At 72.7% G+C, this 26,116-nt stretch carries 28 protein-coding genes; 11 read left to right on the forward strand and 17 right to left on the reverse strand.

Annotated features, from left to right (window positions below; genetic code table 11):
- Nucleotides 1–54: 54 nt before the first annotated feature.
- The 5 genes from disA (at nucleotide 55) to C1I92_RS13835 (ending at nucleotide 7,148) form a co-directional block, all read left to right on the forward strand.
- A complete protein-coding gene (disA, locus tag C1I92_RS13815; RefSeq protein ID WP_199521207.1) occupies nucleotides 55–1,182 on the forward strand; it encodes a DNA integrity scanning diadenylate cyclase DisA in 1,128 nt (375 codons plus the stop codon).
- Nucleotides 1,179–2,057, forward strand: a complete 879-nt coding sequence (locus C1I92_RS13820; RefSeq protein ID WP_111255237.1) for an iron-sulfur binding domain-containing protein — start codon at nucleotides 1,179–1,181, stop codon at nucleotides 2,055–2,057. Before disA ends, C1I92_RS13820 begins: the two co-directional genes overlap by 4 nt.
- A 227-nt stretch (nucleotides 2,058–2,284) precedes the next feature.
- A complete protein-coding gene (locus C1I92_RS13825) occupies nucleotides 2,285–4,087 on the forward strand; it encodes a glycoside hydrolase family 3 protein (RefSeq protein WP_111255238.1) in 1,803 nt (600 codons plus the stop codon).
- Between the two features lie 23 nt (nucleotides 4,088–4,110).
- Nucleotides 4,111–5,412 carry an exo-beta-N-acetylmuramidase NamZ family protein gene (locus C1I92_RS13830; RefSeq protein ID WP_111255239.1) on the forward strand — a complete coding sequence of 434 codons (1,302 nt, stop codon included), beginning with the start codon at nucleotides 4,111–4,113 and terminating at the stop codon, nucleotides 5,410–5,412.
- A 17-nt stretch (nucleotides 5,413–5,429) separates the two neighbouring features.
- A complete protein-coding gene (locus C1I92_RS13835; RefSeq protein ID WP_369124100.1) occupies nucleotides 5,430–7,148 on the forward strand; it encodes a serine hydrolase domain-containing protein in 1,719 nt (572 codons plus the stop codon).
- Here the strand turns inward: C1I92_RS13835 and C1I92_RS13840 are convergent.
- On the reverse strand, nucleotides 7,132–7,872 hold the full coding sequence (locus C1I92_RS13840) for an HAD-IIA family hydrolase (RefSeq protein ID WP_111255266.1): 741 nt from the start codon (nucleotides 7,870–7,872) through the stop codon (nucleotides 7,132–7,134). The two genes, C1I92_RS13835 and C1I92_RS13840, sit on opposite strands and share 17 nt — an antisense overlap.
- A 144-nt stretch (nucleotides 7,873–8,016) precedes the next feature.
- Between C1I92_RS13840 and C1I92_RS13845 the strand changes: the two genes are divergently transcribed.
- A complete protein-coding gene (locus tag C1I92_RS13845) occupies nucleotides 8,017–8,376 on the forward strand; it encodes a hypothetical protein (protein ID WP_111255241.1) in 360 nt (119 codons plus the stop codon).
- Nucleotides 8,377–8,437: 61 nt separating this feature from the next.
- Here the strand turns inward: C1I92_RS13845 and C1I92_RS13850 are convergent, their stop codons facing one another.
- A complete protein-coding gene (locus C1I92_RS13850; protein WP_111255242.1) occupies nucleotides 8,438–10,978 on the reverse strand; it encodes an ATP-dependent Clp protease ATP-binding subunit in 2,541 nt (846 codons plus the stop codon).
- Nucleotides 10,979–11,189: 211 nt separating this feature from the next.
- Here C1I92_RS13850 and C1I92_RS13855 point away from each other — a divergent pair, with 211 nt between their 5' ends.
- A complete protein-coding gene (locus C1I92_RS13855; RefSeq protein ID WP_111255243.1) occupies nucleotides 11,190–12,221 on the forward strand; it encodes a serine hydrolase in 1,032 nt (343 codons plus the stop codon).
- Here the strand turns inward: C1I92_RS13855 and C1I92_RS13860 are convergent.
- The 4 genes from C1I92_RS13860 to C1I92_RS13875 form a co-directional block, all read right to left on the reverse strand.
- Nucleotides 12,206–12,529: a DUF2516 family protein gene (locus tag C1I92_RS13860; RefSeq protein WP_233506991.1), complete on the reverse strand. Its 324-nt coding sequence runs from the start codon at nucleotides 12,527–12,529 to the stop codon at nucleotides 12,206–12,208. The two genes, C1I92_RS13855 and C1I92_RS13860, sit on opposite strands and share 16 nt — an antisense overlap.
- Before the next feature lie 24 nt (nucleotides 12,530–12,553).
- Nucleotides 12,554–13,027 (reverse strand): hypothetical protein, encoded by a 474-nt coding sequence (locus tag C1I92_RS13865; RefSeq protein ID WP_111255244.1) that lies wholly within the window; start codon nucleotides 13,025–13,027, stop codon nucleotides 12,554–12,556.
- Nucleotides 13,028–13,032: 5 nt separating this feature from the next.
- On the reverse strand, nucleotides 13,033–13,392 hold the full coding sequence (locus C1I92_RS13870; protein WP_111255245.1) for a helix-turn-helix domain-containing protein: 360 nt from the start codon (nucleotides 13,390–13,392) through the stop codon (nucleotides 13,033–13,035).
- A 1,099-nt stretch (nucleotides 13,393–14,491) separates the two neighbouring features.
- A complete protein-coding gene (locus C1I92_RS13875) occupies nucleotides 14,492–15,811 on the reverse strand; it encodes a glycoside hydrolase family 15 protein (protein ID WP_111255246.1) in 1,320 nt (439 codons plus the stop codon).
- Between the two features lie 104 nt (nucleotides 15,812–15,915).
- On the opposite strand from C1I92_RS13875, the gene C1I92_RS13880 reads away from it, so the two are divergent.
- Nucleotides 15,916–17,160 carry an APC family permease gene (locus C1I92_RS13880; protein WP_233506989.1) on the forward strand — a complete coding sequence of 415 codons (1,245 nt, stop codon included), beginning with the start codon at nucleotides 15,916–15,918 and terminating at the stop codon, nucleotides 17,158–17,160.
- A gap of 15 nt (nucleotides 17,161–17,175) precedes the next feature.
- Here the strand turns inward: C1I92_RS13880 and C1I92_RS13885 are convergent, their stop codons facing one another.
- Genes C1I92_RS13885 through C1I92_RS13895 form a run of 3 tightly spaced genes read right to left on the reverse strand, consistent with a single transcriptional unit; the run spans nucleotide 17,176 to nucleotide 19,286 of the window.
- Nucleotides 17,176–17,484 (reverse strand): DUF6247 family protein, encoded by a 309-nt coding sequence (locus C1I92_RS13885; RefSeq protein WP_199521209.1) that lies wholly within the window; start codon nucleotides 17,482–17,484, stop codon nucleotides 17,176–17,178.
- Between the two features lie 35 nt (nucleotides 17,485–17,519).
- Complete coding sequence (locus tag C1I92_RS13890) at nucleotides 17,520–18,482, reverse strand: asparaginase (RefSeq protein ID WP_111255247.1); 963 nt, start codon at nucleotides 18,480–18,482, stop codon at nucleotides 17,520–17,522.
- A gap of 54 nt (nucleotides 18,483–18,536) precedes the next feature.
- Nucleotides 18,537–19,286, reverse strand: a complete 750-nt coding sequence (locus C1I92_RS13895; RefSeq protein ID WP_111255248.1) for an SDR family NAD(P)-dependent oxidoreductase — start codon at nucleotides 19,284–19,286, stop codon at nucleotides 18,537–18,539.
- 75 nt (nucleotides 19,287–19,361) lie between these two features.
- Here C1I92_RS13895 and dtd point away from each other — a divergent pair, with 75 nt between their 5' ends.
- Complete coding sequence (gene dtd, locus C1I92_RS13900) at nucleotides 19,362–19,793, forward strand: D-aminoacyl-tRNA deacylase (RefSeq protein ID WP_111255249.1); 432 nt, start codon at nucleotides 19,362–19,364, stop codon at nucleotides 19,791–19,793.
- A gap of 20 nt (nucleotides 19,794–19,813) precedes the next feature.
- A complete protein-coding gene (locus C1I92_RS13905; RefSeq protein WP_111255250.1) occupies nucleotides 19,814–20,659 on the forward strand; it encodes an NAD-dependent epimerase/dehydratase family protein in 846 nt (281 codons plus the stop codon).
- Here C1I92_RS13905 and ygfZ read toward each other — a convergent pair.
- From ygfZ to C1I92_RS13920, 3 genes are all read right to left on the reverse strand, one after another.
- On the reverse strand, nucleotides 20,647–21,627 hold the full coding sequence (ygfZ, locus tag C1I92_RS13910; RefSeq protein ID WP_111255251.1) for a CAF17-like 4Fe-4S cluster assembly/insertion protein YgfZ: 981 nt from the start codon (nucleotides 21,625–21,627) through the stop codon (nucleotides 20,647–20,649). The two genes, C1I92_RS13905 and ygfZ, sit on opposite strands and share 13 nt — an antisense overlap.
- Nucleotides 21,628–21,656: 29 nt before the next feature.
- Entirely contained in the window at nucleotides 21,657–22,175 is a 519-nt protein-coding gene (locus C1I92_RS13915; RefSeq protein WP_111255252.1) for a heme-binding beta-barrel domain-containing protein, read from the reverse strand.
- 108 nt (nucleotides 22,176–22,283) lie between these two features.
- On the reverse strand, nucleotides 22,284–22,712 hold the full coding sequence (locus C1I92_RS13920) for a YybH family protein (RefSeq protein ID WP_111255253.1): 429 nt from the start codon (nucleotides 22,710–22,712) through the stop codon (nucleotides 22,284–22,286).
- A gap of 53 nt (nucleotides 22,713–22,765) precedes the next feature.
- Here C1I92_RS13920 and C1I92_RS13925 point away from each other — a divergent pair, with 53 nt between their 5' ends.
- On the forward strand, nucleotides 22,766–23,128 hold the full coding sequence (locus tag C1I92_RS13925) for a DsrE family protein (protein WP_111255254.1): 363 nt from the start codon (nucleotides 22,766–22,768) through the stop codon (nucleotides 23,126–23,128).
- Between the two features lie 185 nt (nucleotides 23,129–23,313).
- Here C1I92_RS13925 and C1I92_RS13930 read toward each other — a convergent pair whose 3' ends face one another.
- From C1I92_RS13930 to C1I92_RS33820, 5 genes are all read right to left on the reverse strand, one after another.
- On the reverse strand, nucleotides 23,314–23,610 hold the full coding sequence (locus tag C1I92_RS13930; RefSeq protein ID WP_111255255.1) for a DUF1416 domain-containing protein: 297 nt from the start codon (nucleotides 23,608–23,610) through the stop codon (nucleotides 23,314–23,316).
- Between the two features lie 4 nt (nucleotides 23,611–23,614).
- Nucleotides 23,615–24,463, reverse strand: coding sequence for a sulfurtransferase (locus C1I92_RS13935; RefSeq protein ID WP_111255256.1), 849 nt, complete (start codon nucleotides 24,461–24,463; stop codon nucleotides 23,615–23,617).
- Nucleotides 24,460–24,903 (reverse strand): DUF4395 domain-containing protein, encoded by a 444-nt coding sequence (locus tag C1I92_RS13940; protein ID WP_111255257.1) that lies wholly within the window; start codon nucleotides 24,901–24,903, stop codon nucleotides 24,460–24,462. The genes C1I92_RS13935 and C1I92_RS13940 overlap by 4 nt, the downstream gene beginning before the upstream one ends.
- 239 nt (nucleotides 24,904–25,142) lie before the next feature.
- Nucleotides 25,143–25,547, reverse strand: coding sequence for a thioredoxin family protein (locus C1I92_RS13945; RefSeq protein WP_111255258.1), 405 nt, complete (start codon nucleotides 25,545–25,547; stop codon nucleotides 25,143–25,145).
- Nucleotides 25,548–25,590: 43 nt separating this feature from the next.
- Nucleotides 25,591–26,116: hypothetical protein (locus tag C1I92_RS33820; protein ID WP_199521210.1), on the reverse strand; the 526-nt coding region annotated here is incomplete at its 5' end.

Raw genomic sequence — 26,116 nt, forward strand, 5'->3', positions numbered from 1 at the left:
CAGCGTCGTCCGCCGTCCCACGCCGGGCGGGCGTCGCGCGATCGTACACTGTTCATGAGAAGCCGTTCGGGTCACGACAGGGGTCACGTGCAAGGCATCGATCGAGCCGGCGCCGACGCGAAACTGCGCCTGGCTCTGGCAGCGGTGGCGCCCGGCACTGCGCTGCGCGAGGGTCTGGAGCGGATCCTGCGCGGGCGCACCGGCGCCCTGGTCGTGCTCGGCTACGACAAGACCATCGAGGCCATGTCGACCGGCGGGTTCAGCCTGGACGTCGAGTTCAGCGCCACCCGGCTGCGCGAGCTGGCCAAGATGGACGGCGCGATCGTCGTCGACCGCGACTGCACCAAGATCCTCAAGTGCGCCACCCAGCTGGTGCCCGACCCGTCCATCCCGACGACGGAGTCCGGCACCCGGCACCGCACGGCCGAGCGGGTGGCCAAGCAGACCGGCTTCCCGGTCATCTCGGTCAGCCAGTCGATGCGGATCGTCGCGATCTACGTCGACGACATCCGCTACGTGCTCGAGGACGCCGGGCAGATCCTGTCCCGCGCGAACCAGGCGCTGGCCACGCTGGAGCGGTACAAGCTGCGGCTGGACGAGGTGTCGGGCACGCTGTCGGCGCTCGAGATCGAGGACCTCGTCACCGTCCGCGACGTCGTCTCGGTGGCGCAGCGGCTGGAGATGGTCCGGCGCATCTCGGTGGAGATCGACGGCTACGTCGTCGAGCTCGGCACCGACGGCCGGCTGCTCAGCCTGCAGCTCGACGAGCTCGTCGCCGGCGTCGACTCCGACCGTGAACTGGTGATACGCGACTACCTGCCGGCGCCGTCCGGGCGCCGCAAGCGCAGCCTGGGCGAGGCGATCAGCGCGCTGGACACGCTGTCCGGCACCGACCTGCTCGACCTCGGCGCGGTGGCCCGGGCGCTGGGCTTCCCCGGCGGCGGCGAGCAGCTCGACGCGGCGGTGAGCCCGCGTGGGTTCCGGCTGCTGGCCCGAGTGCCGCGGCTGCCCGACAGCGTCATCGATCGGCTGGTCGAGCACTTCGGCGGGCTGCAGAAGCTGCTGGCCGCCAGCGTCGACGACCTCCAGGCCGTCGAGGGCGTCGGTGAGTCCCGCGCCCGCAGCGTCCGCGAGGGCCTGTCGCGGCTGGCGGAGTCCAGCATCCTCGAACGCTACGTCTGATCCGGGTGCACGCCGCCGTCCTGTCCTGGTACGCCGCGAACGCCCGCGAGCTGCCGTGGCGCGCGCCGGACCGGACGCCGTGGGGTGTGCTGGTCAGCGAGATCATGCTGCAGCAGACTCCGGTCGTGCGGGTGCAGCCGGTGTGGCACGAGTGGCTGCGCCGCTGGCCGCGGCCGGCCGACCTGGCCGCGGAGGCGCCGGGCGAGGCGATCCGGGCGTGGGGCCGGCTCGGCTACCCTCGGCGAGCGCTGCGCCTGCACGCGGCGGCGACGGCGATCGTCGAACGCCACGACGGCGCGGTCCCGGCCACGTACGACGAGCTGATCGAGCTGCCCGGCATCGGCGACTACACCGCCGCGGCGGTGGCGTCCTTCGCGTTCGGCGCCCGCCACCCCGTCCTCGACACCAACGTCCGCCGCGTCCTCGCCCGCGCCGTCGCCGGCACCCAGTACCCGCCCACAGCGCCGACGGCCGCCGAACGACGACGGGCGGAGGAGCTCCTCCCCGACGAGCAGACAGCACCGACGTGGGCCGTCGCCGTCATGGAGCTCGGCGCACTGATCTGCACCGCCAAGACCCCACGGTGCGGCACCTGCCCCATCGCAACGGTCTGCGCCTGGCGACTGGCCGGCTCCCCGCCCGACGACGGCCCCCCGCGCCGCGGCCAACCCTGGCACGGCACCGACCGCCAAGCCCGCGGCCGCCTGCTAGCGGTACTCCGCGAGTCCACCGATCCCGTGCCCAAACACCAACTGGACACGGCGTGGCCCGAGTCGATCCAACGTGAGCGCGCCCTCGACGCACTGGTAGCCGACGGCCTCGTAGAGCCCTTAGACGGCGACCTCTTCCGCCTCCCCACCACCACGGCGAACTAGGGCGGTCCAGCGGAGAGCGCTGCGCCGGCCAACAGCCCACAGCACCCGAGGAGGGGGGCGGTGGGTGCGGAGCCGGCGCAGCACCCACCGCCCCCTCCGCCAGACAGCGGACCCAGCCGGCGCAGCACCCGGCGTGACCACCCTTGACCGCCGATAATCATTTCGCTACCGTCCCGCCCAAGCTGGATCGCTGAAAACGGCAACCGCCCATCCCCGGGGAGGCACTCATGCCCGTGATTCACCGTCGCAGCTTTCTCCGCGCCGCCGCGGCGACCGGCGCGATCCTGTTCGTGGCGCCGCGGGCGGCCGCCGACGAGGAGGTGGACACGAGCTGGGTCGAGGAGCACCTGGCCCGAATGACGCTGGAGCAGAAGGTCGGCCAGTTGTTCGTGGTCCAGGTGTACGGCGCCGAGGCGGACACTGTCACGGCGGCGCAGCGGGCCAGCAACCTGGCCGCGTACGGCGTCGGGACCCCGGCCGAAGTGGTGCGGAAGTACCATCTCGGCGGCGTCATCTACTTCGCCTGGGCGGGCAACGTGAACGCGCCGGAGCAGATCGCCCGGCTCTCCAACGACCTGCAGCGGACGGCGACGGGCGACGGCGGGCCGCCGCTGCTGATCAGCGCCGACCAGGAGACCGGCATCGTCGCCCGGATGCCGGCGCCGGCGACCCAGTTCCCCGGCGCCCAGGCCCTCGCGGCCGCCGGCAGCACGAACGCCGCCCGCGAGGCGGCCCGGATCACCGCCCGCGAGCTGCGCGCCGTCGGCATCAACCAGAACTTCGCCCCGGTGGCCGACGTGAACATCAACGCCGGCAACCCCGTGATCGGCGTGCGCAGCTTCAGCTCCGACCCGGCGATCGCCGCGGAGTACGTCGCGGCACAGGTGGCCGGCTACCAGCACGGCGAGGGCGTCGCGGCCGCGGCCAAGCACTTCCCCGGCCACGGTGACACGACGACGGACAGCCACTACGGCGTCCCGGAGATCGACCACACCCGGCAGGAGTGGGAGACGATCGACGCGCCGCCGTTCCGGGCCGCGATCGAGGCCGGCATCGACGTGATCATGACCGCGCACATCGTCGTCGAGAGCCTCGACCCGACCGGCGTGCCGGCGACGCTGTCCGAGCCGATCATCGGCGGGCTGCTCCGCGGCGAGCTCGGCTACGACGGAGTCGTGATCACCGACGCGCTCAACATGGAGGGCGTGCGCCAGGGCTTCGGCCCGGCCCGGGTCCCGGTGCTGGCGCTGCTGGCCGGCGTCGACCAGCTGCTGGTCCCGAAGGACGGCGACATGGACGTCATGTACCAGGCGGTGCTGCAGGCGGTCCTCGCCGGCGAGATCGACGAGGAGCGGCTGGACCGCAGCGTCGAGCGGATCCTGACGCTGAAGCTCAAGCGCGGCCTCACCGGCGAGGCGCAGGTCGACGTCGGCCGGGTGCCCCGTGTCGTCGGCATCCGGGCGCACCAGGTCGCCTCGCAGCGGATCACCGACCCGACCGTCACGGCGCTGCGCAACACCGGCCCGGGCGGCGCCGCCATCCTGCCGGTGAGCCCCACGAGCCGGGTCAACGTCGTCACGGCGAACACCGCCGCCGGCAACGACCTCGCCGCGGCGCTGCGCGACCAGGGGGCGACGGCGACCGTCCAGGCCGTCGGCACGCGGCCCAGCGACGCCGCGATCGCCGCCGCCGTCCAGGCCACCGCCGCGAACGACCTCACCGTCGTCATCACGTCGAACGCCTGGGACATCGTGACGACGGACCCGGAGGGCCGGCAGCGCCGCCTGGTCGCCGAGCTGGCCGCCACCGGGCGCCCGGTCGTCGCCGTCGCCGTGCGCAACGCCTACGACGTCGCCTACCTGCCGGAGACCGCCGGGTTCCTCGCCGCCTACTCGTCGACGACGGTGTCGATGCGCAGCGTCGCGACGGTGCTGACCGGCACGATCCCACCGGAGGGACGGCTGCCGGTCGTCGTGCCGGCCGCCGACGGCAGCGTGCTCTACCCGGTCGGCCACGGCCTCACCTGGTGACCCCGACAACCCGAGGAGCCCTCATGGACCGCCGCACGTTCATCGCCTCCGCGGGAGCCGCCGCCGGAGTCGCCGCGGGCGCCGCCGCGACCGGTGTCGCAGTCCCGTCCGTCGCGTCCGCGGCCGGGGCGGACCCCGCGCGGGCCGTGCTCACCGGTGCGCAGCGGCTGGCCGACGACGGCTGGACGGCGCTGTCGGGCCATCGCGTCGGCGTCATCTCCAACCCGACCGGGATCCTGCCGGACGCGTCGCACATCGTCGACAGCATGGTCGCCTCCGGCAACGTCACCATCGCCGGCGTGTTCGGGCCGGAGCACGGGTTCCGCGGCTCGGCGCAGGCCGGCGAGGCGGAGGAGACCACCATCGACCCGCGCACCGGCGTCACCGTCTACGACGCGTACGGTGCGCAGGAGGCCGGCTTCATGCGGATGTTCGCCGAAGCGGACGTCGAGGTCGTGGTCTTCGACATCCAGGACGTCGGCGCCCGCTTCTACACCTACATCTGGACCATGTGGTCGGCGATGCGCGCGGCCGCCCGGATGGGGCTGCGGTTCGTCGTGCTGGACCGGCCGAACCCGGTCGGCGGCTCGGCCCGCGGCCCGATGCTGTTCCCCGGGTTCGAGTCCGGCATCGGTCAGCGCTACATCGTCCAGCAGCACGGCATGACCGTCGGCGAGCTGGCCCGGTTCTTCAACGGCGAGTTCCTGCCCGCCGACGCCGGCGCGCCCGTCGAGGACCTCGAGGTCGTGACGATGCGCCGGTGGCGGCCGGACTCCCGCTACGCCGACACCGGGCTGCCGTGGGTGCTGCCCAGCCCGAACATGCCGACGCCGGACACCGCGCAGGTCTACGTCGGCACCTGCGTGTTCGAGGGGACGGCGCTGTCCGAGGGCCGCGGCTCCACCCGGCCGTTCGAGCTGATCGGAGCGCCCTACGGCACCTACCACTGGGCCGACGCCATGAACGCGGCCGGGCTGCCCGGCGTCGACTTCCGCGAGGCGTACTACGTGCCGACGTTCAGCAAGCACGTCGGGAAGGTCTGCGGCGGCGTCCAGCTGCACGTCACCGACGCGGACGCGTTCGACCCGGTCCGCACCGGCGTGGCGATGCTGGTCGAGGCCAAGCGGCTGTACCCGGAGGCGTTCTCCTGGCGCGGCGGCGGCACCAGCGACGGCTTCATCCACAAGCTGCACGGGTCGGAGCGGCTGCGGGTCATGGTCGACGCCGGAGCGTCGGCCGACGAGATCGTCGCGTCCTGGCAGGACGAGCTGCGCGAGTTCGACCAGCGACGGCAGCAGTACCTGCTCTACCGGGGCCGGCGATGAGCCCGCGACGTGTCACGATGGCGCTCGTGGCCGCGACGATCGCAGGGCTCCTGGGCGGCGGCACGGCCGGCGCCGACGAGGACACCGGCCGGTTCGACCGTCCGCACGACGGCTTCATGCCGCCGCGGACGACCCTGCGCCCGTCCGACCCGGCGGATGCCGGCCTGGACCCGGACCGGATCGAGGCGCTCGTCGACGCCGCCGCCTCCTACACCGAGACGCCGGCCGGCGCGACGCACCCGCTGTACTCGGGCATGACGGTGCTGGCCGCGCACGACGGCCGCGTCGTCGCCGAGGACGCGGCCGGCTGGGCGCTGCGGTTCGCCGACGGCGCCGGCGCCGAACTGCCGCGCGACGAGTGGGTCCCGGCCGCCGACGACACGATCTACGACCTCGCCTCGGTCTCGAAGCTGTTCACCACGATCGTCGTGATGCAGCAGGTCGAGGCCGGCCGGGTCGACCTCGGCGCGCCCGTCGTCGAGTACCTGCCGGCGTTCGCCGCGAACGGCAAGAGCGAGATCACCGTCGAGCAGCTGCTGACGCACACCAGCGGGCTGGTGTCGTGGTTGCCCCTGTGGAGCCGCTGGCCCACCCCGGAGGCGCGACTGGAAGCCGTCATGAACACGACGCCCGCCAACCCGCCCGGCACCACGTACCTCTACTCCGACCTCAACATGATCACCGCTGGGATGATCGCCGAGGCCGTCACCGGCGAACCGCTGGACACCCTGGTCGCCGAGGGCATCACCGAGCCGCTCGGCATGACCGACACCGGGTACAACCCGCCGGCGGAGAAGCTGGACCGCATCGCGGCGACGGAGTTTCAGGCGGCCCCGCCGCGCGGCATCGTCCGCGGTGAGGTGCACGACGAGAACGCCTGGTCACTGAACGGCGTCGCGGGACACGCCGGGCTGTTCGGCACGGCGCAGGATCTCGCCCGGCTGGCGCAGGCGATCCTCAACGGCGGCGCCTACGGCGGCGAGCGGATCCTGCAGCCGGAATCCGTCGAGGCGTTGATCACCGACGTCAACACCGAGTTCCCCGGCAACGCCCACGGCATGGGCTTCGAGCTGAACCAGCGCTGGCTGATGGCCGCGCTGACGGCGCCGAAGACGGCCGGGCACACCGGCTTCACCGGAACGAGCATGGTCATCGATCCGCAGTCGCGCTCGTTCGTCATCCTGCTGACCAACCGGGTGCACCCGTCGCGCAACTGGGGCACGATCAACCCGGCCCGGCGCGCCGTCGCCCACCAGCTCGCCTACGCGCTCGCCGTCGACCCGCGGGCCGGCGACGACGCCTGGCGGGCGCACGAGGCGGACGCGACGACGTCGACGCTGAGCCTGCCGGTGGAACTGTCCGGCAGCTCGACGCTGCTGTTCGACCTGTTCGTCGACACCGAGGCGACCGACCGGCTCACGCTGGAGCGCTCCACCGACGGTGGCGCCACCTGGACGCCGGTGCCGTTCACCGCGCGGGCCGGGGACGATCAGGTGGCGGCCGCCGACGGCGTCATCAGCAGCTACCAGGGCCGGCAGTGGTGGACGGTGCGCGCGGGCCTGCCCGGCGACGGCGCCACGATCCTGCGCTGGCGCTACGTCACCGACGCGCTGTACCAGGGCCGCGGCGTCTACGTCGACGACGTCAAGGTGCGCACCCGCGGCAAGCCCGTGTTCGACGGCGAGCGGCACCCGGACCGGTTCGTCGCCGACGGCTGGGTCAGATCAGGTCGATGAGGTCGGCGACGGAGTTGACCACGTGGTTCGGCTGGAACGGGAACCGGCCGATGTCGGCGCGGGCGGTGGAGCCGGTCAGCACCAGGTAGGTGCGCAGCCCCGCCTCCATCCCCGCGACGACGTCGGTGTCCATCCGGTCGCCGACCATCGCCGTCATCTCCGAGTGCGCCTCGATGGCGTTCATCGCGCTGCGGAACATCATCGGGTTCGGCTTGCCGACGTAGTACGGCTCGCGGCCGGTGGCCCGGGTGATCATGGCCGCGACGGCGCCGGTGGCCGGCAGCGGGCCGTCCTGCGACGGGCCGGTGGCGTCGGGGTTGGTGGCGATGAACCGGGCGCCCTCGCCGATCAGCCGGATCGCCTTCGTGATGGCCTCGAACGAGTAGGTGCGGGTCTCGCCCAGCACCACGTAGTCGGGCTTGGTGTCGGTGAGGACGTAGCCGACCTCGTGCAGCGCCGTCGTCAGCCCCGCCTCGCCGATCACGTAGGCCGTCCCGTTCGGGTGCTGGTCGTCGAGGAACTGCGCCGTCGCCAGCGCCGAGGTCCAGATCGACTGCTCGGGCACCGCCAGGCCGGTGCGGACGAGCCGGGCGGCGAGGTCGCGCGGCGTGTAGATGGAGTTGTTGGTGAGCACGAGGAAGCGGCGCTCCCGGTCGACCAGGCGGCGCAGGAAGTCCGCGGCGCCGGGGATGGCGCGGTCCTCGTGCACGAGGACGCCGTCCATGTCGGTCAGCCAGCACTCGATCTCACGGTCGCTCACGAGCACCACTCTAGGGTGTCACCCGTTCGCCCCCGGACGGTCGGACGGATCGGGTAATGTCGCCGAGGTTTGACCAATCACGACACCCCCACATAGGAGTTGCCCGTCATGACCCGTTCCACCCGGACCGCCTCGCTGCTCGGCGCGGCAGCCGCGCTCGTCCTCGGCCTCAGCGCCTGTGGCGGCGGCGGCGACTCGGAGTACTGCGACCTGCTCAGCAGCGCCGAGGAGGACTCCGCGCTGGCAGACGCCGATCCCAGCGACCCGGAGGCGCTGGAAGACGCCAACGACCGCGTGCAGGAGATCATCGACGCCGCGCCGGACGACGTCAGGGGCGACTGGGAGACGTTCCAGACCGCGCTGAGCGACCCCGAGGCGGCCCAGGAGGGCGACCCGACCGAGGCGCTCACCGCGCTGGAGAACATCCAGCAGCATGCCCAGGACGAATGCGACCTCGAGCTGGGCTGAGCCCAGCACGCGGAACGGCCCCGGAGCGAAGACGCTCCGGGGCCGTTCTCGTGGGACGTCGTTACGACGTCTTGTCGCGCTTCGTCGCCGCCGACCGGCTGCCGGCGCCCGCGCCGACCGGCGCGGCCACCTCGGCCAGCTCGGACTTCGGGCTGCCGGTGAAGGTGAACTTCGCCTCCGCGCCCTCGCCCTCGACGTCGACCAGGACCAGCTCGCCGGCCTTGAGCTCGCCGAAGAGGATCTTCTCGGACAGCGTGTCCTCGATCTCGCGCTGGATGGTCCGGCGCAGCGGCCGGGCGCCCAGCACCGGGTCGAAGCCGTGCTTGGCCAGCAACTCCTTCGCCGCCTGAGTCGGCTCCAGGCCCATGTCCTTGTCGCGCAGCCGCTCGTCCAGCTCGGCGATCCGCAGGTCGACGATGCGCAGCACCTCGTCCTGGGTCAGCTGGTGGAACACGACGATGTCGTCGACACGGTTGAGGAACTCCGGCCGGAAGTGCTGCTTGAGCTCCTCGGTGACCTTCGCCTTCATCCGCTCGTAGCTGCCGGTGGTGTCGTCCGCGGCGGAGAAGCCGAGGTTGACGCCCTTGGCGATGTCGCGGGTCCCCAGGTTCGTCGTCATGATGATGACGGTGTTCTTGAAGTCCACGACCCGGCCCTGCGCGTCGGTCAGCCGGCCGTCCTCGAGCACCTGCAACAGCGAGTTGAAGATGTCGGGGTGAGCCTTCTCGACCTCGTCGAAGAGCACGACGGAGAACGGACGCCGGCGCACCTTCTCGGTCAGCTGGCCGCCCTCTTCGTACCCGACGTAGCCGGGCGGGGAGCCGAACAGCCGCGAGACGGTGTGCTTCTCGGAGAACTCGCTCATGTCCAGCTGGATCAGCGCGGCCTCGTCGCCGAACAGGAACTCCGCCAGCGTCTTGGACAGCTCGGTCTTACCGACGCCGGACGGGCCGGCGAAGATGAACGAGCCACCGGGACGCTTCGGGTCCTTCAGGCCGGCGCGAGTGCGGCGGATCGACTTGGACAGCGCCGAGATGGCGTCCTCCTGGCCGATGATCCGCTTGTGCAGCTCGTCCTCCATGTGGAGCAGCCGCGAGGTCTCCTCCTCGGTGAGCTTGAACACCGGGATGCCGGTCGAGAACGCCAGCACCTCCGCGATCAGCTCGTCGTCGACCTCGGCGACGACGTCGAGGTCGCCGGCCTTCCACTGCTTCTCGCGCTCGATCTTCTGCGCGATCAGCTGCTTCTCCTTGTCGCGCAGCGACGCGGCCTTCTCGAAGTCCTGCGAGTCGATCGCGGACTCCTTCTCGCGGCGGACGTCGGCGATGCGCTCGTCGAACTCGCGCAGGTCCGGCGGCGCCGTCATGCGACGGATCCGCAGCCGGGCGCCGGCCTCGTCGATGAGGTCGATGGCCTTGTCCGGCAGGTACCGGTCGGAGATGTAGCGGTCGGCCAGCTGCGCCGCCGCGACCAGCGCGCCGTCGGTGATGGACACCCGGTGGTGCGCCTCGTAGCGGTCGCGCAGCCCCTTGAGGATCTCGATGGTGTGGGCCAGCGTCGGCTCCTGCACCTGGATCGGCTGGAAGCGGCGCTCCAGGGCGGCGTCCTTCTCGACGTACTTGCGGTACTCGTCGAGCGTGGTGGCGCCGATGGTCTGCAGCTCGCCCCGGGCCAGCATCGGCTTCAGGATCGAGGCCGCGTCGATCGCGCCCTCGGCCGCGCCCGCACCGACGAGGGTGTGGATCTCGTCGATGAACAGGATGATGTCGCCGCGGGTGCGGATCTCCTTGAGGACCTTCTTCAGCCGCTCCTCGAAGTCACCGCGGTAGCGAGAGCCCGCCACCAGCGCGCCGAGGTCGAGCGTGTAGACGTGCCGGTCCTTCAGCGTCTCGGGCACCTCGCCCTTGACGATGGCCTGCGAAAGCCCCTCGACGACGGCGGTCTTGCCGACGCCGGGCTCGCCGATGAGCACGGGGTTGTTCTTGGTGCGGCGGGACAGCACCTGCATGACCCGCTCGATCTCCTTCTCGCGGCCGATGACCGGGTCCAGCTTGCCCTCGCGGGCGGCCTGGGTCAGGTTGCGGCCGAACTGGTCGAGAACGAGCGAGCTGGACGGCGCCTCGCCCTGCGGGCCGGCGCCGGCGGTGGCCGCCTCCTTGCCGCCCTGGTAGCCCGACAGCAGCTGGATGACCTGCTGACGGACCCGGTTCAGGTCGGCGCCGAGCTTCACCAGGACCTGGGCGGCGACGCCCTCGCCCTCACGGATGAGGCCGAGCAGGATGTGCTCGGTGCCGATGTAGTTGTGGCCGAGCTGCAGCGCCTCACGCAGGCTGAGCTCCAGCACCTTCTTGGCCCGCGGCGTGAACGGGATGTGCCCGCTGGGCGCCTGCTGGCCCTGGCCGATGATCTCCTCGACCTGTTGACGCACGGCCTCGAGCGAGATGCCGAGACTCTCGAGCGCCTTCGCCGCCACACCCTCGCCCTCGTGGATGAGACCCAGGAGGATGTGCTCGGTGCCGATGTAGTTGTGGTTGAGCATCCGGGCCTCTTCCTGGGCCAGGACGACAACACGCCTCGCGCGGTCGGTAAACCTCTCGAACATCAGTGGCGCTCCTTGCCGAGCGGTCGGCTGTGAAGACGGGGACTCCACATCTGACCATTCGATGCTATATCCGCCGGCCGGTTCTCTCTTCGCGGCGGATCCTTCTTCCCTACTGTGCCTGCAAGAACACCACGCCGGGTAGCCGATGTTCCACTCGATGGGCCCGTTGGACCCCGAGTTCGCTGCGGGCGAAGTTCCGTAGAGTAGCCGGATGCGCCGCGCCGCCGTCCTTCTCGCGGTGATCGTGGCCCTGTCGGCGGGCTGCGGGACGGGTGGCACGACGGGGTCCGCGACCGGCTCCGCGACGACGTCCGCGCCTGCCCCGACCGGCTCGTGGGACGAGCTGCGCGGCCGCCTGACCGCCCTGGACGCCGACGTCGGCATGCTGGCGGCCCGGGTCGGCGACGACGGCGACTGCGAGCCGGTGGCGGAACTGGACCCCGGCGAACCCCGTCCGATGGCGTCGATCTTCAAGCTGTACGTGCTGGGCGCGGTCGCCGCGGCCGTCGACGCCGGCGCGCTGTCGTGGTCGGACCCGCTCGTCGTCAACGGCGGGCTGCGCAGCCTGCCGTCCGGCGAGTTGCAGGACCGGCCCGACGGAAGCTCCGTCCCCGTCGGGCAGGCGGCCGCGGCGATGATCCGGATCAGTGACAACACCGGCACGGAACTGCTGATGGACCGCGTCGGCCGGGGCGCCGTCGAGGACGCGATGACGGCGATGGGTCACTCGCGGCCGGAGCTGAACCGGCCGTTCCTCACCACCCGCGAGTTCTTCACCGTCGGCTGGGGCCGGACCGGCCTGCGCGACGACTGGGCCCGGTCCGGGGCGGCGGCCCAGGCCCGGATCCTGGCGACGCTGCCCGGCGGCCCGCTGCAGGTGACCGGCCGCGACATCGTCGACCCGGCCTGGGACTCCGGCGTCGACTGGTTCGGCTCGGCGCTGGACGTCTGCGCGGCGCAGGCGGCCCTGCACGCGTCGACGGATCCGGAGCTGCGGGCGGTGCTCGATCAGAATCGCGGGGTGACGATCGACCGGGCCGAGTGGCCGTACGTCAGCTTCAAGGGCGGCAGCGCGCCCGGCGTGCTGACGGCGTCGTGGTACGGGGAGCGCGCGGACGGCGAGCGCTACGTGTTCGTCATGCAGGCCGCCTCGCCCACCGCCGCGGCGCTGGCCGACCAGGACGCGTTCTTCGAGCTGGGCGAGCAGGCGTTCGCGCTACTGGCCGGTCACCACGGGCCGTAGGGCCCGTCGTGGGTGCCGTTGCGGCGGCCGCCGCCGTACTGCCTGACGGCCGGCCGCACATCCACCAGGTAGACCGCAGCGCCCACGACACCCAGCAGGTTCACGAAGAACAGCGGGGTCGGGAACAGCGCGATCTCGACCAGCAGGGCGACGCCGAGGATGGCCAGCCAGATCGGCTTGGTCAACTTGCCGGCGGCCGGGAACGCGTCCTTGGGGACCCGGAGCGCGTCGATGAACGCGTACCCCTTCAGCCCCAGGGCGCCGATACCCAGCAGGATCAGGATCCAGGACTGAAAATCCCCGAACATGTTCACCCCGCCCACTCTACGTGGTCAGCGCCGGGAGCCCAGATCGTCGGCGGCCTTCCCGGTGACCTCGGCGACCTCGTCGGCGGCGTGCGCCACCCGGTCGCGGACCGTCGCGACGGCGTTCTCGACGGTCGGGCCGTACTCCTCGCGCAGCTTGGCGACGACGCCCTCGCCACGGGTGGCGAAGGTCTCGTACGCCTTCTCCGCCTCGCGGCCGGCCTCGGCCAGCAGCTCACGCAGCCGCTGCGGCAGGTCGGCGGCCTTGGACTGGGCCGACAGCAGCAGGTCCGGCAGCCCCTCGCGGAACGCCTTGACGTCCGCGGGCAGCTCGGCGAACCGGGTGCGGAACTCGGCGCGCAGCTTCTCGTCGTTGACGGCCTCGGTGACCTTGGCGGGCAGCTCGCGCAGCGCCGTGACGGCCGCCTCGGCGGCGCCGGCAGCAGCGTAGAGCGGCTTGCGGTCGGTGTTCCCAGTGGTGTTTTCGGTGGTGGCAGGCATGGGTCTCATCCTTCTTTCTCGGTGCCGTGCCGCGCGGCGTTGGCCGCCCGGAACGACGCGTACACGTCGAGCAGCGCACGCTTCTGCTGCTCGTCGAGGCCTGGGTCGGCCAGGACGGCGTCCTCGACGCTGTGGTCGCCGCTGGGCTCGTCCAGCAGCCCGGCCCGGACGTAGAGCGCCTCGGAGGAGATCCGCAGCGCCTTGGCGATCTGCTGCAGCACCTCGGCCGACGGTTTGCGCAGGCCGCGCTCGATCTGGCTCAGGTAGGGGTTGCTCACGCCGGCGAGGTCGGCCAGCTGCCGCAACGACAGCTGCGCGGTGCGCCGCTGGTCGCGGAGGAAGTCGCCGATCCCCGTCGTCGTCATGCCTACGACGGTAGCTAACTCTTGCAAGCAAATGCAAACAATCGGCTAGCAGTACGGCGGTTGTGGCGGTGGCGTCGTCGATTCGTTGCCGATGACAGGTTGCTGCCGTTGGCTGTCGGTGCATCGTGGGCCCGTTGGGCGGCATCGTGGGCCGTTGGTGTGCGACGTGGGCCGTTGGTGTGCGACGTGGGCCGTTGTGCTGCAGTGGCCGTCCCCCTGCTGCCCATTCTCTTGGCCGCGCAACCGCACCTCAAGTCCGCGGCCTCTGGCTGTTCGCGGTGATCTGTGGCTGGGGGCCGCGTACTTGACCCGCGGTCCCGCGGCCAAGAACGGGCAGCTATCAGGGGGACGGGGGAAATGTGGCGACGGCCCGTCGGGAGCTCCGCGTTGTCCGCTGGAGCACGGGCGCCGGGTTCGCGGCGGGTCCGGGCTCACTGGCCTCTCCCGGCGGCCTGGCGGGGCGCCGGGTTCGCAGGTGGTTCGGGTCCGCTGGCCTCTCCCGGCGACCTGTCGGGCCAGTTCGGTGTGGCGTTGGTGTCGCTGGGTGTCCACGTGGTGAGATTTCGCCGTGTTTTCCGGGCCGCCCACCAGGCGTACTCCCGCTCTACCAGGCATGCATGGGTGGTAGAGCAGGAGAACGCCTAGCGACGTACCGGATGGTTGATGATCATGAGCATCCACAGCCCGGCCAACAACCCAAAACGGACACGCGCTGGCCAGCGACACGCGACCGTCAGCCGGAACGGCCCAGAACGCGCGCCGGAAGGGGCCCGAACGTGGCCCGGGAGCCGGCGAACGCGAACCGGGAAGCCAGCGAACGTGGGCCAGGCACCGGTTCGGCGTGCCCACACTCCCCCCGTCCCCCTGATAGCTGCCCGTTCTTGGCCGGGACGGCGCGGGTCAAGTACGCGGCCCCAACCACAAACACCCAATGACCAGCAGAGGCCGCGGACTTGAGGCGCGCCGGCCCGGCCAAGAAGATCGGGCAGCAGGGGGACGGCCAACGGTCGCAGCCCCTCGAGCCAACGGCGGCAACGGCGTCATCACCCACGGGCCGACGACGATGCCGCCACAACCACCGTTGCAGTACTAGGAGGCCTCAGTCCGCCGCCGGCACCACGGGGAGCGGCTCCTCCAGCTCGGCCAGCGTCAGCAGCACCAGCGACGACGTCCATGCCAGCGGCGCCACCGAGGCCGGCGTCGCCTCGGCGTCGACCTTCTCCGGCAGCGAGCCCAGCGGCGTCCGGTAGTCGTCGAGGAAGGTCAGCAGCCGGTCGGCGTCGTCGCGGTCGCCGTTGCCAGCCAGCGCGAGCGCCAGCAGCGCCGTCTCGGGCGTCCACGCGACGTCGACGTCCTTGCGCCAGGCCTCGCCCGGGCGGTGGCCGCCGTTGGGCACCCGCAGGGCCAGCTCCGTCGCCCGCACCGCGTCGCTGACCTCCGGCGTCGATGCCGCGAACGGCGGGGCGAGGAACGTGACGGCCGCGTCGGCGCCGCCGTCGGGCCGCGTCCGCGGGTAGCCGTGGGCGCCGAACTCACGCTCGATCGCGTCGTCGAGGCGGCGGGCGGCGTTGCTCCAGACGAACGGGTCCTCGACGCCGATCCGCGGTGCGAGGGCCAGCGCGGCACGCAGGCCGAGCGACAGCGGCGCCGCCACCCCGAGCGTCAGCTCCGACTCGTCCTTCTCCCAGTAGTCCGACGACGGCTCGGGCAGCCCGTCGTCCTGCAGGGAGCCGACGATCGCGTTGGCCGACGCGATGACGGCCGGGCGCATGACGTCGAGCACCTCGGCGGCGACCTCCGGGCTGGCCGTCTGCGCGACCAGCCAGGTGGACCAGAGCACCCAGCCGGCGCTGTCGAGCTGCTTGGGCCGGTCGTCGGGCGGGCCGGAGCCGTCGGTGAGGTAGCGGGCCTCCCACTCGCCGTCGGCCGGCGCCACCCGGGCGAGGAAGCCGAGCACGTCGGCGGCCTCCTCGTCGTGGCCGGTGACCGCGTACGCGGCGGCCGCGAACGAGGCGTCGCGCGGCCAGACATGCTTCCAGGCGGTGACCGGCGCGGCCATCAGCGCGCCGGTCGACGACGTCAGCGCGCGCAGGTCGAGCAGGGCCCGCTCGGACATCGCGTGGTAGCGGGTGCCGTGGCCGGGGATGACGCCCTCGGCGAGCCACTCGCGGTCGGCGTCGACGCGGGCCGCGACGGCGGGGTCGGACCGGTCCGCGGAGCTGAGCACGCTGGTGCCGGGGATGAAGGCCGCCTCGGAGCCGGCCGGCACGGTCGCCACCGCGCCGCCGGGCTGCACCGCCACGCCGTCGGCGCGCAGGTGGAGGACCGTCCCCCGCGACGGGGCCATGCTGAGTGCGGCGATGACCAGGATCACCGCCGGCAGCCCGATGCGCCACCTGAGGCGGCGGGACGATCGCACGCATCCAGCGTACGTGGTCCATACCATTCCGGCGTTCGCCCCAGGGTCACGGTTCGGCCGCCGTTCGTTCGTCTGGAGTTGGGTCCAGCGGCCAGGATGGTCCCGTGACCTCCCCACCCTCGGACTCCCGCCTGTCGCGGCGGCTCGGCACCGGCGACGCGGTCGCCGTCGGGCTCGGCGCGATGATCGGCACCGGCGTCTTCGTCGCCTGGTCCCCCGCGGCGTCCGCCGCCGGCCCGTGGCTGCTGGCCGGCCTCGCCGTCGCCGCGTTCGTCGCCTTCTGCAACGCGACGTCGACGGCGCAGCTGGCCGCCGTCCATCCGCGCGCCGGCGGGGCCTACCACTACGGCGTCGCGCGGCTGGGGCGTTCGTGGGGCGCGCTGGCCGGGTACGCGTTCGTGCTGGGCAAGTCCGCCTCGTGCGCGACGGCGGCGCTGGCGGTGGGCGCCTACCTATGGCCCTCTCAGGCCGTTCCGGTCGCACTGGTCGCCGTCGTCGTGGTGACGGCGGTCAACCTGGCCGGGGTGACGAAGACCGCGCGGGTGGGCGCCGTGCTGGTCGCGCTGGTCGTGGCCGTGCTCGCGGTGGTCGTCGGCGCCGGGCTGGGCGGCGCCGGGGTGGCCTCCGACTGGTCGGCCGGCTCCTCGGGCGGGCTGTTCGGGGTGCTGGGCTCGGCGGCGGTGCTGTTCTACGCCTTCGCCGGCTACGCGCGGATCGCGACGCTGGGCGAGGAGGTGCGTGACCCTTCCGCCGTTCCGCGTGCCGTCGTGATCTCGCTGGCGTCCGTGCTGGTGCTGTACGCGGTCGTCGGGGTGACGGTGCTGCTGGTGCTCGGCTCGTCCGAGGTGGCGTCGTCGTCACAGCCGCTGCGGGACGTCGCGGACGCGGCCGGCGCCGGCTGGCTGTCGCCGGTCGTGGCGGTCGCCGCGGCGGTGGCGGCGCTGGGCGCGCTGCTGTCGTTGCAGGCCGGTGTCGGGCGGACGGCGTTCGCGATGGCGTCGTCGGGCGACCTGCCTGGGTGGCTCGCGGCCGTCCACCCGCGGCGGAAGGTCCCGCACCGGGCCGAGCTGGCGTCGGCGGTCGTGACCGTGCTGTTCGTGCTGATCGGCGACCTGGCGACGACGCTCGGCGCGAGCGCGTTCGCGGTGCTCGTGTATTACGCGATCGCCAACGCGGCGTCCTGGCGGCTGGCGCCGTCCGAGCGCCGCTGGCCACGTTGGCTGTCCGCAGTCGGCCTGGTGTCCTGCCTGCTGCTGGCGGTCTCGCTGCCCTGGCGCACCGTCCTCGTCGGCGCCGCCGGCCTTCTCGTGGTGATGGCCGTGCGCTGGGCCCTGCTGCGACGTGGCTAGCCGACCGCGTACACCTCAGAGGCCCAGTCGGGCCTTCGTCGTCGTCCACGGCTCGGTCGCGACGTCCTCGCCGGAGGACAGCCGAGCGGCCTGGTCCAGCATGCGGCGGTGTGCCTCCGGGTCCCGCGCCGACCAGACGACCCGCTGCCACCGCCGTAGCATCGCCAGCACGCCGGTGAGGTCGAGCGACTCGGTCGCCTCGGCCATCACCCGCCGGTACTCCCGGTCGAACTCCCCAGCCTCCTCAGGCGGGAGTGCGGCCCGGATGGCGCTGGGCGCGACCGGCACGGGCGGTTCGCCCGAGGAGGCGGCAGTCGCGGTCATGGCACCACGATAGCCACCCGGGAGCGGCGCCGCCGTCAGGCCGGCCAGGCGATGGCGGCGCGGAGCTCGCCGACCGGGTGACCGCCGCCGAGGACGGGGGCCGTGGCGAGCTCGTCCAGCACCGGGGCCTCGACGCCGAGCCGCCGCAGGGCCGCGACCAGCACCACCGTCCGGGCCCGCGCGCCGCCGTCGTCGACCTTCACCGCGACAGCGCGGCCGTCGTCCAGGGCGGCGGCCAGCACCGCCTCGGCGCCGGCCTTGCAGAACAGGCCCGGCACGCCGCGCACCAGCTGCGCCTCGTCGCGCGTCGTCCCGCTCGTGTACTCCGGGAACGCCTGGATCGCCGCCGCCACGCGCCGCTCGGGCGTCCCGTCCGGCGCCACGGCCAATGAGCGGAACAGCCGCGCCAGCCCGGTCAGCGTCAGCGCGAACAGCGGCGCGCCGCACCCGTCGATCCCGGTGTGCGCGACCGGCTCACCGGCCAGCTCGCCGACGATCTCGCGGATCCCGACCTGCAGCGGATGCCCGAACTCCATGTACCCGTCGGTCGGCCACGAGTTGACCACGCAGGTCAGCAGCATCGCCGCGTGCTTGCCCGAGCAGTCCGCCGCCAGCGCCGACGGCTCGCCGCCCTTGCGGACGTAGTCGGCCATCGTCGCCGAGTCGATCGGGTAGCCGGGCGTGTTGCGCAGCGCGGACTCGTCCAGGCCGGCGAGCGCGAGGATCCGCCGCGCCCCGTCCTGGTGGAACGGCTCACCGGAGTGGCTGGCCGCCGCCAACGCCAGCAGCTCACCGTCCAGCGGCAGCCCGAGCCGCAGCATCGCCGCCGCCTGCGCCGGCTTGTTCGCCGACCGCGGGTACATCGGCGCGTCCGTCACGCCGGCCGCGAACGCCACCGACCCGTCGGCGGCCAGGGCGGCCACAGAGCCGCGATGCCGCGACTCCACCAGCCCCGACCGGACCACCTCAGCCACCAGGACGGCGTCGCGCGCGTGCATGTCGCTCCTCGTCTCCGCGCAAACAGGTGCGACGATCCTGTCACGAGCCGGCGCTCAGACGGTGAAGCCCCCGTCCACCAGCACCGACGTCCCGGTGATGAAGCGGCCGTCGTCGCCGGCGAGGTGGGCGACGGTGGCGGCGATCTCGTCCGGGCCGGCGTACCGGCCGAGCGCGGTGTGCGACCGGATGACGTCGGAGTAGGGGCCGTCGGACGGGTTGAGATCGGTGTCGGTCGGCCCGGGATGGACCAGCGTGGCCCGGATGCCGCGCCCGCCGAGATCGCGCGCGAGCCCCTTCGTGAGCCCGACCAGCGCGGTCTTGCTCATCGCGTACAGCCCGTAGCCGGGGAAGACGCTGCGGTCGGCGACCATGCTGCCGACGGTGACGATGCTGCCGCCGCCGGTCATGTGCCGCGCGGCCGCCGTCGACGCGACGAACGGGGCGCGGACGTTGACCGCGACGGTGCGGTCGAACTCCTCGACGTCGAGCTCGTCGATGGGGCCGACGGGGTACAGAGCGGCGTTGTTGACCAGGATGTCCAGCCGGCCGAACCGGTCGGCGACGGTGTCGACGGCGGCCGCCAGCGCGGCCGCGTCGGCGCTGTCCACCGGCAGCGCGAGCGCCCGCCGTCCGGTCGCCTCGACCGCCGCGACCACCTCGTCGGCGGCGGAGGCGGAGCGGACGTAGGTGAAGCCGACGTCGGCGCCGTCGCGGGCCAGCCGCCGGACCACCGCGGCGCCGATGCCACGACTGCCGCCGATCACCATGGCCGCGCGGCCGGTCAGGGGAAGCGATGTGTTCATACCGTCGATCCTCCGGTCCGGCGCGGAGGGCTGCTGGCGGCAAACGGCCGCCGCGTTCGTGCGACGATTCGGGGCATGCGAGCGGTCGTGCAGCGGGTGACGTCGGCGTCGGTGACGGTCGGCGGCGAGGTCGTCGGGGCGATCGAGCCGGCCGGGCAGGGACTGCTCGTGCTCGTCGGCGTGACGCACGACGACGGCGGCGACGACGCGGCCAAGCTGGCCCGCAAGATCTGGGGCCTGCGCATCCTCGACGACGAGCGGTCGGCGTCCGACGCCGGCGCGCCGATCCTCGTCGTCAGCCAGTTCACGCTCTACGCCGACACCGCCAAGGGCCGCCGCCCGTCGTGGGGCGCGGCGGCGCCGGGACCGGTGTCCGAGCCGCTGGTCGCCGAGTTCGTGACGGCGCTGCGCGGCCTCGGCGCGACGGTCGAGACCGGCGTGTTCGGCGCGGACATGCAGGTCAGCCTGGTCAACGACGGCCCGGTGACGCTGCTCCTCGACACCTGAATCACCGGAGGGACTCGACCATGATCATTGTGACCGGTGGCAGCGGCCAGGCCGGCCGGGCCTGCGTCGCCGACCTGACGGCGCAGGGCTACGACGTCACGTCGGTGGACCTGACGCCGCCGGCCGACCCGAGCGTCCGGCACAGCCGCGTCGACCTCACCGACTACGGCCAGACGGTGGCGGCCTTCGCCGGCATCGACGAGCGCACCTCCGGCGTGACGGGCATCGTGCACCTGGCCGCGATCCGCGCGCCGGGCCTGGCCCCGAACCCCGTCACGTTCTCCGTCAACACGCTGAGCACGTACAACGTGTTCGAGGCGGCCCGGCAGCTGGACATCAAGAACGTCGTGTGGGCGTCCAGCGAGACCGTGCTCGGGCTGCCGTTCGACACGCCGCCGCCGTACGTCCCCGTCGACGAGGAGTACCCCGGCCGGCCGGAGTCGGCGTACTCGCTGTCCAAGCTGGTCGGCGAGACGATGGCGGAGCAGTTCTGCCGGTGGGACCCGGAGCGCAAGATCATCGGGCTGCGGCTGTCGAACGTCATGGATCCGGCCGACTACCTGCGTTTCCCGTCGTTCCAGGACGACGCCCGCGCGCGGAAGTGGAACCTGTGGTCCTACATCGACGCGCGGGACGCGGCGCAGGCGATCCGGCTGGCCCTGGAGGCGCCGCTGACCGGCGCCGACGTGTTCGTCATCGCCAACGCCGACACCGTCATGGAGCGGCCGAACGGCGAACTGCTGGACGAGGTCTTCCCGGACGTGGAGCGGCGCGACGTCGGCGAGCACGACACGCTGCTGTCGATCGAGAAGGCGCGCCGGGTGCTCGGATACGAGCCGCGGTACGGGTGGCGTCAGCGCAGCTGAGGCCGTACGTGCAGGCCGGCCTCAGGGTCGACGACGACCTCCTGGCCGGCCGCGACCCCGCCCGCCAGCAGCTCCGCGTCGGCCGGGGTGTTCCGCTTGACGACGGCCAGCGCGATCGGGCCCAGCTCGTGGTGGCGGGCGGCCGAGCCGACGGTGCCGACGGCGCGGCCGTCCAGCTCGACGGCCGCGCCGTGCTCGGGCAGCGTGTCGACCGATCCGTCCAGGTGCAGCAGCACGAGGCGGCGCGGCGGCCGGCCGAGCGTGTGCACGCGGGCGACGGTCTCCTGGCCGCGGTAGCAGCCCTTGTCGAGGTGGACGGCGGTGCCGATCCAGCCGACCTCGTGCGGGATGGTGCGCTCGTCGGTGTCCAGGCCCTGCCGCGGCTCGAGCGCCTCGATCCGCAGCGCCTCGTACGCCCACACGCCGGCCGGCTCGGTCCGGCCCACGTACGCCGTCAGCTCGGCGCGCGGCACGAACACGTCGCGGCCACGCTCGGTGACGCGGCTCAGGTGTGCGTCCGCCGGGGCCGGGAGCGGCTCCCACACGACGGCGAACTCGTCGGTCAGGTCGGCGACCTCGACCTGGGACCAGAACTTCATCTTCTCGAGGTAGTCGCGCAGCGGCTCGGCCGACGTCCGCTCGGTGTGGAACCAGAACGCCTCGCCGTCGTCGACGCCGTAGAGCGCGTGCTCGACCCGGCCGTTGGCGTCGAGGACCAGCGCGGACGTGGACTGGTGCGGCTCGAGGTGCTCGACATGCTGGGTGATCAGCTGGTGCAGCCAGTGGAGGCGCTCCGGGCCGGAGACCCGCAGGACGCCGCGGTGGGAGAGGTCGACCGCGCCCTCGCCGGCGACGAGGCGACGCTGCTCGCGGAACGGGTCGCCGTAGTGCGCGGCCACGCCCTCATCGGGCTCGGTGGCCGCGACGGCGCCGGGAGTGGCGAGCAGCGGGCTGCGGTAGGCGTCCATGTCTTCATCCAACACCGCGGACGAGCGAATCAGTCCCGCGCCTCGGACGCGCCGGTGACGCGCTTGAGCTCGGCGGACAGGTGCGGCTGCAGTTCTTGGCCCATGGCCGACATCTCGTAGACGTACATCAGGGCGCCGTCGACCAGCCCGTACAGCCGGTGACCGGTGCGGTAGTCCTTCGCCGTCTCGGTCTTCAGCACGCCGCGGGTGGCCAGCTCGACCCGGGCCGGCTCGGTCCGGCCGATGTAGATCTCGACGAACCCGGTCGGGTGCGTCAGCAGCACCTCGATCTCGTCGTTCTCCTGCGGCCGCCAGTACCCGGTCTCCCGCGCCGCCGGCCGCACCAGGTTGCCGTCCTCGTCGAGGATCCAGCTGCGGCTGCGGTAGGAGAGGAACGGCTTGTCCGGGACGTAGGTGAACTCGACCTCCTGGCCGAACCGGAACGCCTCGATCGTCGGGTAGTCGCCGAGCCCCGCGCCCTCCCAGCGGCCCAGCAGCCAGGCGACTGGCAGGAGGGCCGGGTGGAGGTCGTCGGGGATCTCGATCAAGCCTGGCCCTTGAAGAGCTTGTAGACGACGAGCACGCCCATGAGACCGGCCGCGATCGTGACCAGGACGAGGATGCTGGTGAAGGCGAGTTCGAGCACGCCCCGGATTCTAGCCGTCCGGCCGCAGATCCATGGCCGCGGTCCCCTGCGGCAGCTCCACCGGCAGCGAGACGTGCTCGTGCGCGATCTGCCACCGGCCCGCCGTACGGCGCAGGCCGTCGGTGGCGCGGACCCAGTAGTCGACCTGGCGGCCGGTGACCAGCGTGCCGCTGGCCCGGATCAGCATCCGCACGACGGCGACGTCGCCGCCGGACTCGACGTGGACCTCGGCCGGCTGCTGCCCGATCGGGCCGTCCCAGCGGGTGAACCAGTCGGTGAACCGGTCACGCAGGGCGTCGGCGCCGACGTAATGGAGCGGCGGCACGAGGTCGAAGTACACGATGTCGTCGGTGTAGAACGACATCAGCCGGTCGAGGTCCTTCGCGTGGATCGCGGCGGAGCGCTCGTCCAGCAGCTCGGTGATCTCGATGGTGTCCATACCTGTAAGACGGTACGGCGGGGCGGGATGTGAGCCGCCTAGGCTTGCTTTTCATGGAGCGACGCCTCGTGGTCAAGGTCACCGCCGGTTCCGACGCGCCGGAGCGCTGCTCGCAGGCCTTCACCGTCGCGTCGACGGCGCTCGCGGCGGGCGCGTCGGTCTCGCTGTGGCTGACCGGCGAGTCGTCGTGGTTCGCGCTCCCCGGCCGGGCCGCGGAGTTCGAGTTGCCGCACGCGGCGCCGCTGCCGGACCTGCTCGACGCGCTGCTGGCCGGCGGCTCGGTGACGCTGTGCACCCAGTGCGCCGCCCGCCGCGACATCGGCCCCGACGACGTCATCGACGGCGTCCGCATCGCCGGCGCCCCGACCTTCGTCGAGGAGATCATGGCCGACGGCGCCCAGGCCCTCGTCTACTGACGGCTGGGCAGCAGAAACCCCGGCGCGGTGAGTCGCCGTGAACGGGATGCGCGCCGGGGTCCGGCCGGGATCAAAGGTGTGACAGCACCTCCCCCGGCCAGCATCAGCGTATCGCCGTCAGCGGGCGACCCGCAGGGAGCGGAACGGGGCCGGCGGAATGCCGGCCCCGTTCGTGCGTCAGTGGCTCAGCCGACGTGGACGTCGACGTCGGTGACGCCGACGGAGGCGACGACCGAACGGTCGACGGTGTCGGCGCCCGGCGCCAGCGTGCGCAGCGTCCAGGTGCCCGGCGCGGCGAAGAACCGGAACTGCCCGGTCGCGCTGGTCGGGACCTCGGCGGTGAACTCGCCGGACGCGTCCAGCAGCCGCACGTAGGCGCCCGCCAGCGGCGCGTCGTCACGGTGCACGACGCCCTGGATGACCGTCTCCTTGGTCACGTCGACTCCTTCCAGCGAGACTCCGCCCGCAGTAGCTCCGCACATGACGTCACGCCGTCCCCGGCTCGTCGCCGGTCGCGACCGGCACGCCGACCAGCGAGCCGTACTCCGTCCACGAGCCGTCGTAGTTCTTGACGTTCTGGATGCCGAGGATCTCGCGCAGCACGAACCACGTGTGCGACGAGCGCTCGCCGATACGGCAGTAGGCGATGGTGTCCTTGCCGAAGTCGACGCCGACCTCGCCGTAGAGGGCGCGCAGCTCGTCGTCGGAGCGGAAGGTGCCGTCGTCGTTGGCCGCCTTGCTCCACGGGACGTTCGCCGCGGTCGGGATGTGGCCCGGGACCTGCGACACCTCCTGCGGCAGGTGGGCCGGGGCGAGCAGCCGGCCGGCGTACTCGTCGGGCGAGCGGACGTCGACCAGGTTCTGGGCGCCGATGGCGGCGACGACCTCGTCGCGGAAGGCGCGGATCGAGTTGTCCGGGTCCTGCGCCGTGTAGGTCGTGGCGGGACGCGACGGGACGGTGTCGACGAGCTCGCGGCTCTCCAGCTCCCAGATCTTCCGGCCGCCGTCGAGCAGGCGCACGTCGGCGTGGCCGTACACCTTGAAGTACCAGTACGCGTACGCGGCGAACCAGTTGTTGTTGCCGCCGTACAGCACGACGGTGTCGTCGTTGCCGATGCCGAGGCCGCCGAGCAGCGTCTCGAACTGCTCCTTGTCGACGAAGTCACGGCGGACCGGGTCGCGCAGGTCGGTCGACCAGTTGACCTTGACCGCACCGCGGATGTGGTTCTTGTCGTAGGCGGCGGTGTCCTCGTCGACCTCGACGAGCACCACCTTCGGGTTGTCGAGGTTCTGCTCGACCCAGTCGGCCGAGACGAGGCTGGACTCGCGGCTCATGACGCGACCTCCGTGGTGTTGGGTTGGGATGGGAACAGACGCCGGTAGGCGAGGTAGATCTCACAGCCAAGGCAGAAGCCGAAGGCGGCGTTCAGGAACGCCGCGGCCAGGGCGGCCGCGACGGCGACGTAGGCGACGGCGGTCAGGCCGGTCGCGAAGGCGATGACGCCGACGACGGCGAACACCAGGCCGACGGCCTGGGCGAACCGCGGCGGCGCGGCGTCCTCGAGCTCGCCGGGCGGACCGAGCCGGGGCCGGACGAGCTTCGCGTAGAGCAGCCCGTACGGTGCCCGCGGCAGCCCGAACAACGCTCCGGCCGCGAACACCAGGCCCTGGACGGCCAGCAGCCAGGCGCTGCCGGCGACCAGCACGACCGCCAGGACGACGGCGGTGAGCGTGGCGGCGAACCGGGGACCGCGTGGGTCGATGCGAGTCGGCATGGTCCTCCTGACGTGGACGAAGGCGGGTGAAGTCGTCAGGAACGGCGCGGCCGGGCGAGCGCGCAGGCGGGACCGTTCCCCGTCAGGGCAGACAGAGCATGGACGCGGCGCGACCGAAGTCGATCGCCCGGCGCTTCCAGAGCTCTGTGCGGAACATGGTGACGAGGGTACGGCCAGGAAACGCCGCCGTCACCGTCCGTATCAAATAACGAGATTCGCCGTCTCGCGATACGGCCAAATCAGGCGGGGAGGGCCGCCCTCACGTCGGCCAGCCGAGGCGCGCCGGTCGCCCGCCGGACGATACGGCCGTCGCCGTCGAGCACGAGCGTGGTGGGCGTACGCAGGATGTTCAGCCGTCGGACGAGGTCGAGGTGGTGCTCGGCGTCGATCTCGACGTGCACGACGCCGTCGGTGTCGGCGGCGACGTGCGACAGCGTCGCCCGGGCGACCCGGCACGGCTGGCAGAACGCCGTCGAGAACTGCACGAGCGTGGCCCGCGAGCCCAGCGCCTCGCCCAGCTCGTCCGGCCCGAGCCGCTGGTCGTCCACCTTCGCCTCCACCACCCGGCCGTCGCGGGCCCGCCGCCACAGCCCGAACGCCGTGGCGGCCGCGAGCACGGCGACGACGACCACCAGTCCGATCACAGAACCGACAACGCGCGCACGGCGTCGCACGATTCCCGCGGCGTCAGCTGACGAAGATGCGGCCCAGCACGTAGGCGACCGGCGCGGCGGCGATGAACGGAAGGCTGACCCGCAGCGGCAGGAACGCCGCGGCGCCGCGCGGTGGAGCCGCGACCTCGGCGGCGCCGGTCCCGGCGGCCGGATCGCCGCCGACGCGCACCGCGACCGGCTCCGACCGCGGGCTGAACTCGTCGGCCAGCCGGTCGACGGCGGCGAACGCGACCGCGGCCAGCAGGGCGGCGAACGTGGCGACGACGACGGCGCTGACCGCCGGCACCGCCTCGCCGACCCAGTCGGTGGTGAGCACCAGCGCGCCGGCGCCGAGCGCGGCCAGCAGCACGCCGATCAGCCGGCGGACCGCCCGCGACACCGGCAGCGACTCGGCCAGCCCGACCGCGCCGACGCCGAGCAGCGCCAGCCCGACCGGGTACTCGCCGTCGACGGACTCGCGCAGCGCCAGCCACGCGACCGGCAGCACGGCCAGCACGCATGCCGTCACCGAGAGGGCCAGCGACGACGTCAGCCCGGCC

It is taken from the genome of Jiangella anatolica (assembly GCF_003236295.1).
GTDB classification, from domain to species: Bacteria; Actinomycetota; Actinomycetes; order Jiangellales; family Jiangellaceae; genus Jiangella; species Jiangella anatolica.

What these genes read in the sequence shown, in the direction of transcription:
- disA (WP_199521207.1), top strand. Translation starts at nt 55, where the DNA reads ATGAGAAGCCGTTCGGGTCACGACAGGGGTCACGTGCAAGGCATCGAT.
- C1I92_RS13825 (WP_111255238.1), top strand. Translation starts at nt 2,285, where the DNA reads ATGCCCGTGATTCACCGTCGCAGCTTTCTCCGCGCCGCCGCGGCGACC.
- C1I92_RS13830 (WP_111255239.1), top strand. Translation starts at nt 4,111, where the DNA reads ATGGACCGCCGCACGTTCATCGCCTCCGCGGGAGCCGCCGCCGGAGTC.
- C1I92_RS13835 (WP_369124100.1), top strand. Translation starts at nt 5,430, where the DNA reads ATGGCGCTCGTGGCCGCGACGATCGCAGGGCTCCTGGGCGGCGGCACG.
- C1I92_RS13840 (WP_111255266.1), bottom strand. Translation starts at nt 7,872, where the DNA reads ATGGACGGCGTCCTCGTGCACGAGGACCGCGCCATCCCCGGCGCCGCG.
- C1I92_RS13845 (WP_111255241.1), top strand. Translation starts at nt 8,017, where the DNA reads ATGACCCGTTCCACCCGGACCGCCTCGCTGCTCGGCGCGGCAGCCGCG.
- C1I92_RS13850 (WP_111255242.1), bottom strand. Translation starts at nt 10,978, where the DNA reads ATGTTCGAGAGGTTTACCGACCGCGCGAGGCGTGTTGTCGTCCTGGCC.
- C1I92_RS13855 (WP_111255243.1), top strand. Translation starts at nt 11,190, where the DNA reads ATGCGCCGCGCCGCCGTCCTTCTCGCGGTGATCGTGGCCCTGTCGGCG.
- C1I92_RS13860 (WP_233506991.1), bottom strand. Translation starts at nt 12,529, where the DNA reads ATGTTCGGGGATTTTCAGTCCTGGATCCTGATCCTGCTGGGTATCGGC.
- C1I92_RS13865 (WP_111255244.1), bottom strand. Translation starts at nt 13,027, where the DNA reads ATGCCTGCCACCACCGAAAACACCACTGGGAACACCGACCGCAAGCCG.
- C1I92_RS13870 (WP_111255245.1), bottom strand. Translation starts at nt 13,392, where the DNA reads ATGACGACGACGGGGATCGGCGACTTCCTCCGCGACCAGCGGCGCACC.
- C1I92_RS13885 (WP_199521209.1), bottom strand. Translation starts at nt 17,484, where the DNA reads ATGACCGCGACTGCCGCCTCCTCGGGCGAACCGCCCGTGCCGGTCGCG.
- C1I92_RS13890 (WP_111255247.1), bottom strand. Translation starts at nt 18,482, where the DNA reads ATGCACGCGCGCGACGCCGTCCTGGTGGCTGAGGTGGTCCGGTCGGGG.
- C1I92_RS13895 (WP_111255248.1), bottom strand. Translation starts at nt 19,286, where the DNA reads ATGAACACATCGCTTCCCCTGACCGGCCGCGCGGCCATGGTGATCGGC.
- dtd (WP_111255249.1), top strand. Translation starts at nt 19,362, where the DNA reads ATGCGAGCGGTCGTGCAGCGGGTGACGTCGGCGTCGGTGACGGTCGGC.
- C1I92_RS13905 (WP_111255250.1), top strand. Translation starts at nt 19,814, where the DNA reads ATGATCATTGTGACCGGTGGCAGCGGCCAGGCCGGCCGGGCCTGCGTC.
- ygfZ (WP_111255251.1), bottom strand. Translation starts at nt 21,627, where the DNA reads ATGGACGCCTACCGCAGCCCGCTGCTCGCCACTCCCGGCGCCGTCGCG.
- C1I92_RS13920 (WP_111255253.1), bottom strand. Translation starts at nt 22,712, where the DNA reads ATGGACACCATCGAGATCACCGAGCTGCTGGACGAGCGCTCCGCCGCG.
- C1I92_RS13925 (WP_111255254.1), top strand. Translation starts at nt 22,766, where the DNA reads ATGGAGCGACGCCTCGTGGTCAAGGTCACCGCCGGTTCCGACGCGCCG.
- C1I92_RS13930 (WP_111255255.1), bottom strand. Translation starts at nt 23,610, where the DNA reads ATGTGCGGAGCTACTGCGGGCGGAGTCTCGCTGGAAGGAGTCGACGTG.
- C1I92_RS13935 (WP_111255256.1), bottom strand. Translation starts at nt 24,463, where the DNA reads ATGAGCCGCGAGTCCAGCCTCGTCTCGGCCGACTGGGTCGAGCAGAAC.
- C1I92_RS13940 (WP_111255257.1), bottom strand. Translation starts at nt 24,903, where the DNA reads ATGCCGACTCGCATCGACCCACGCGGTCCCCGGTTCGCCGCCACGCTC.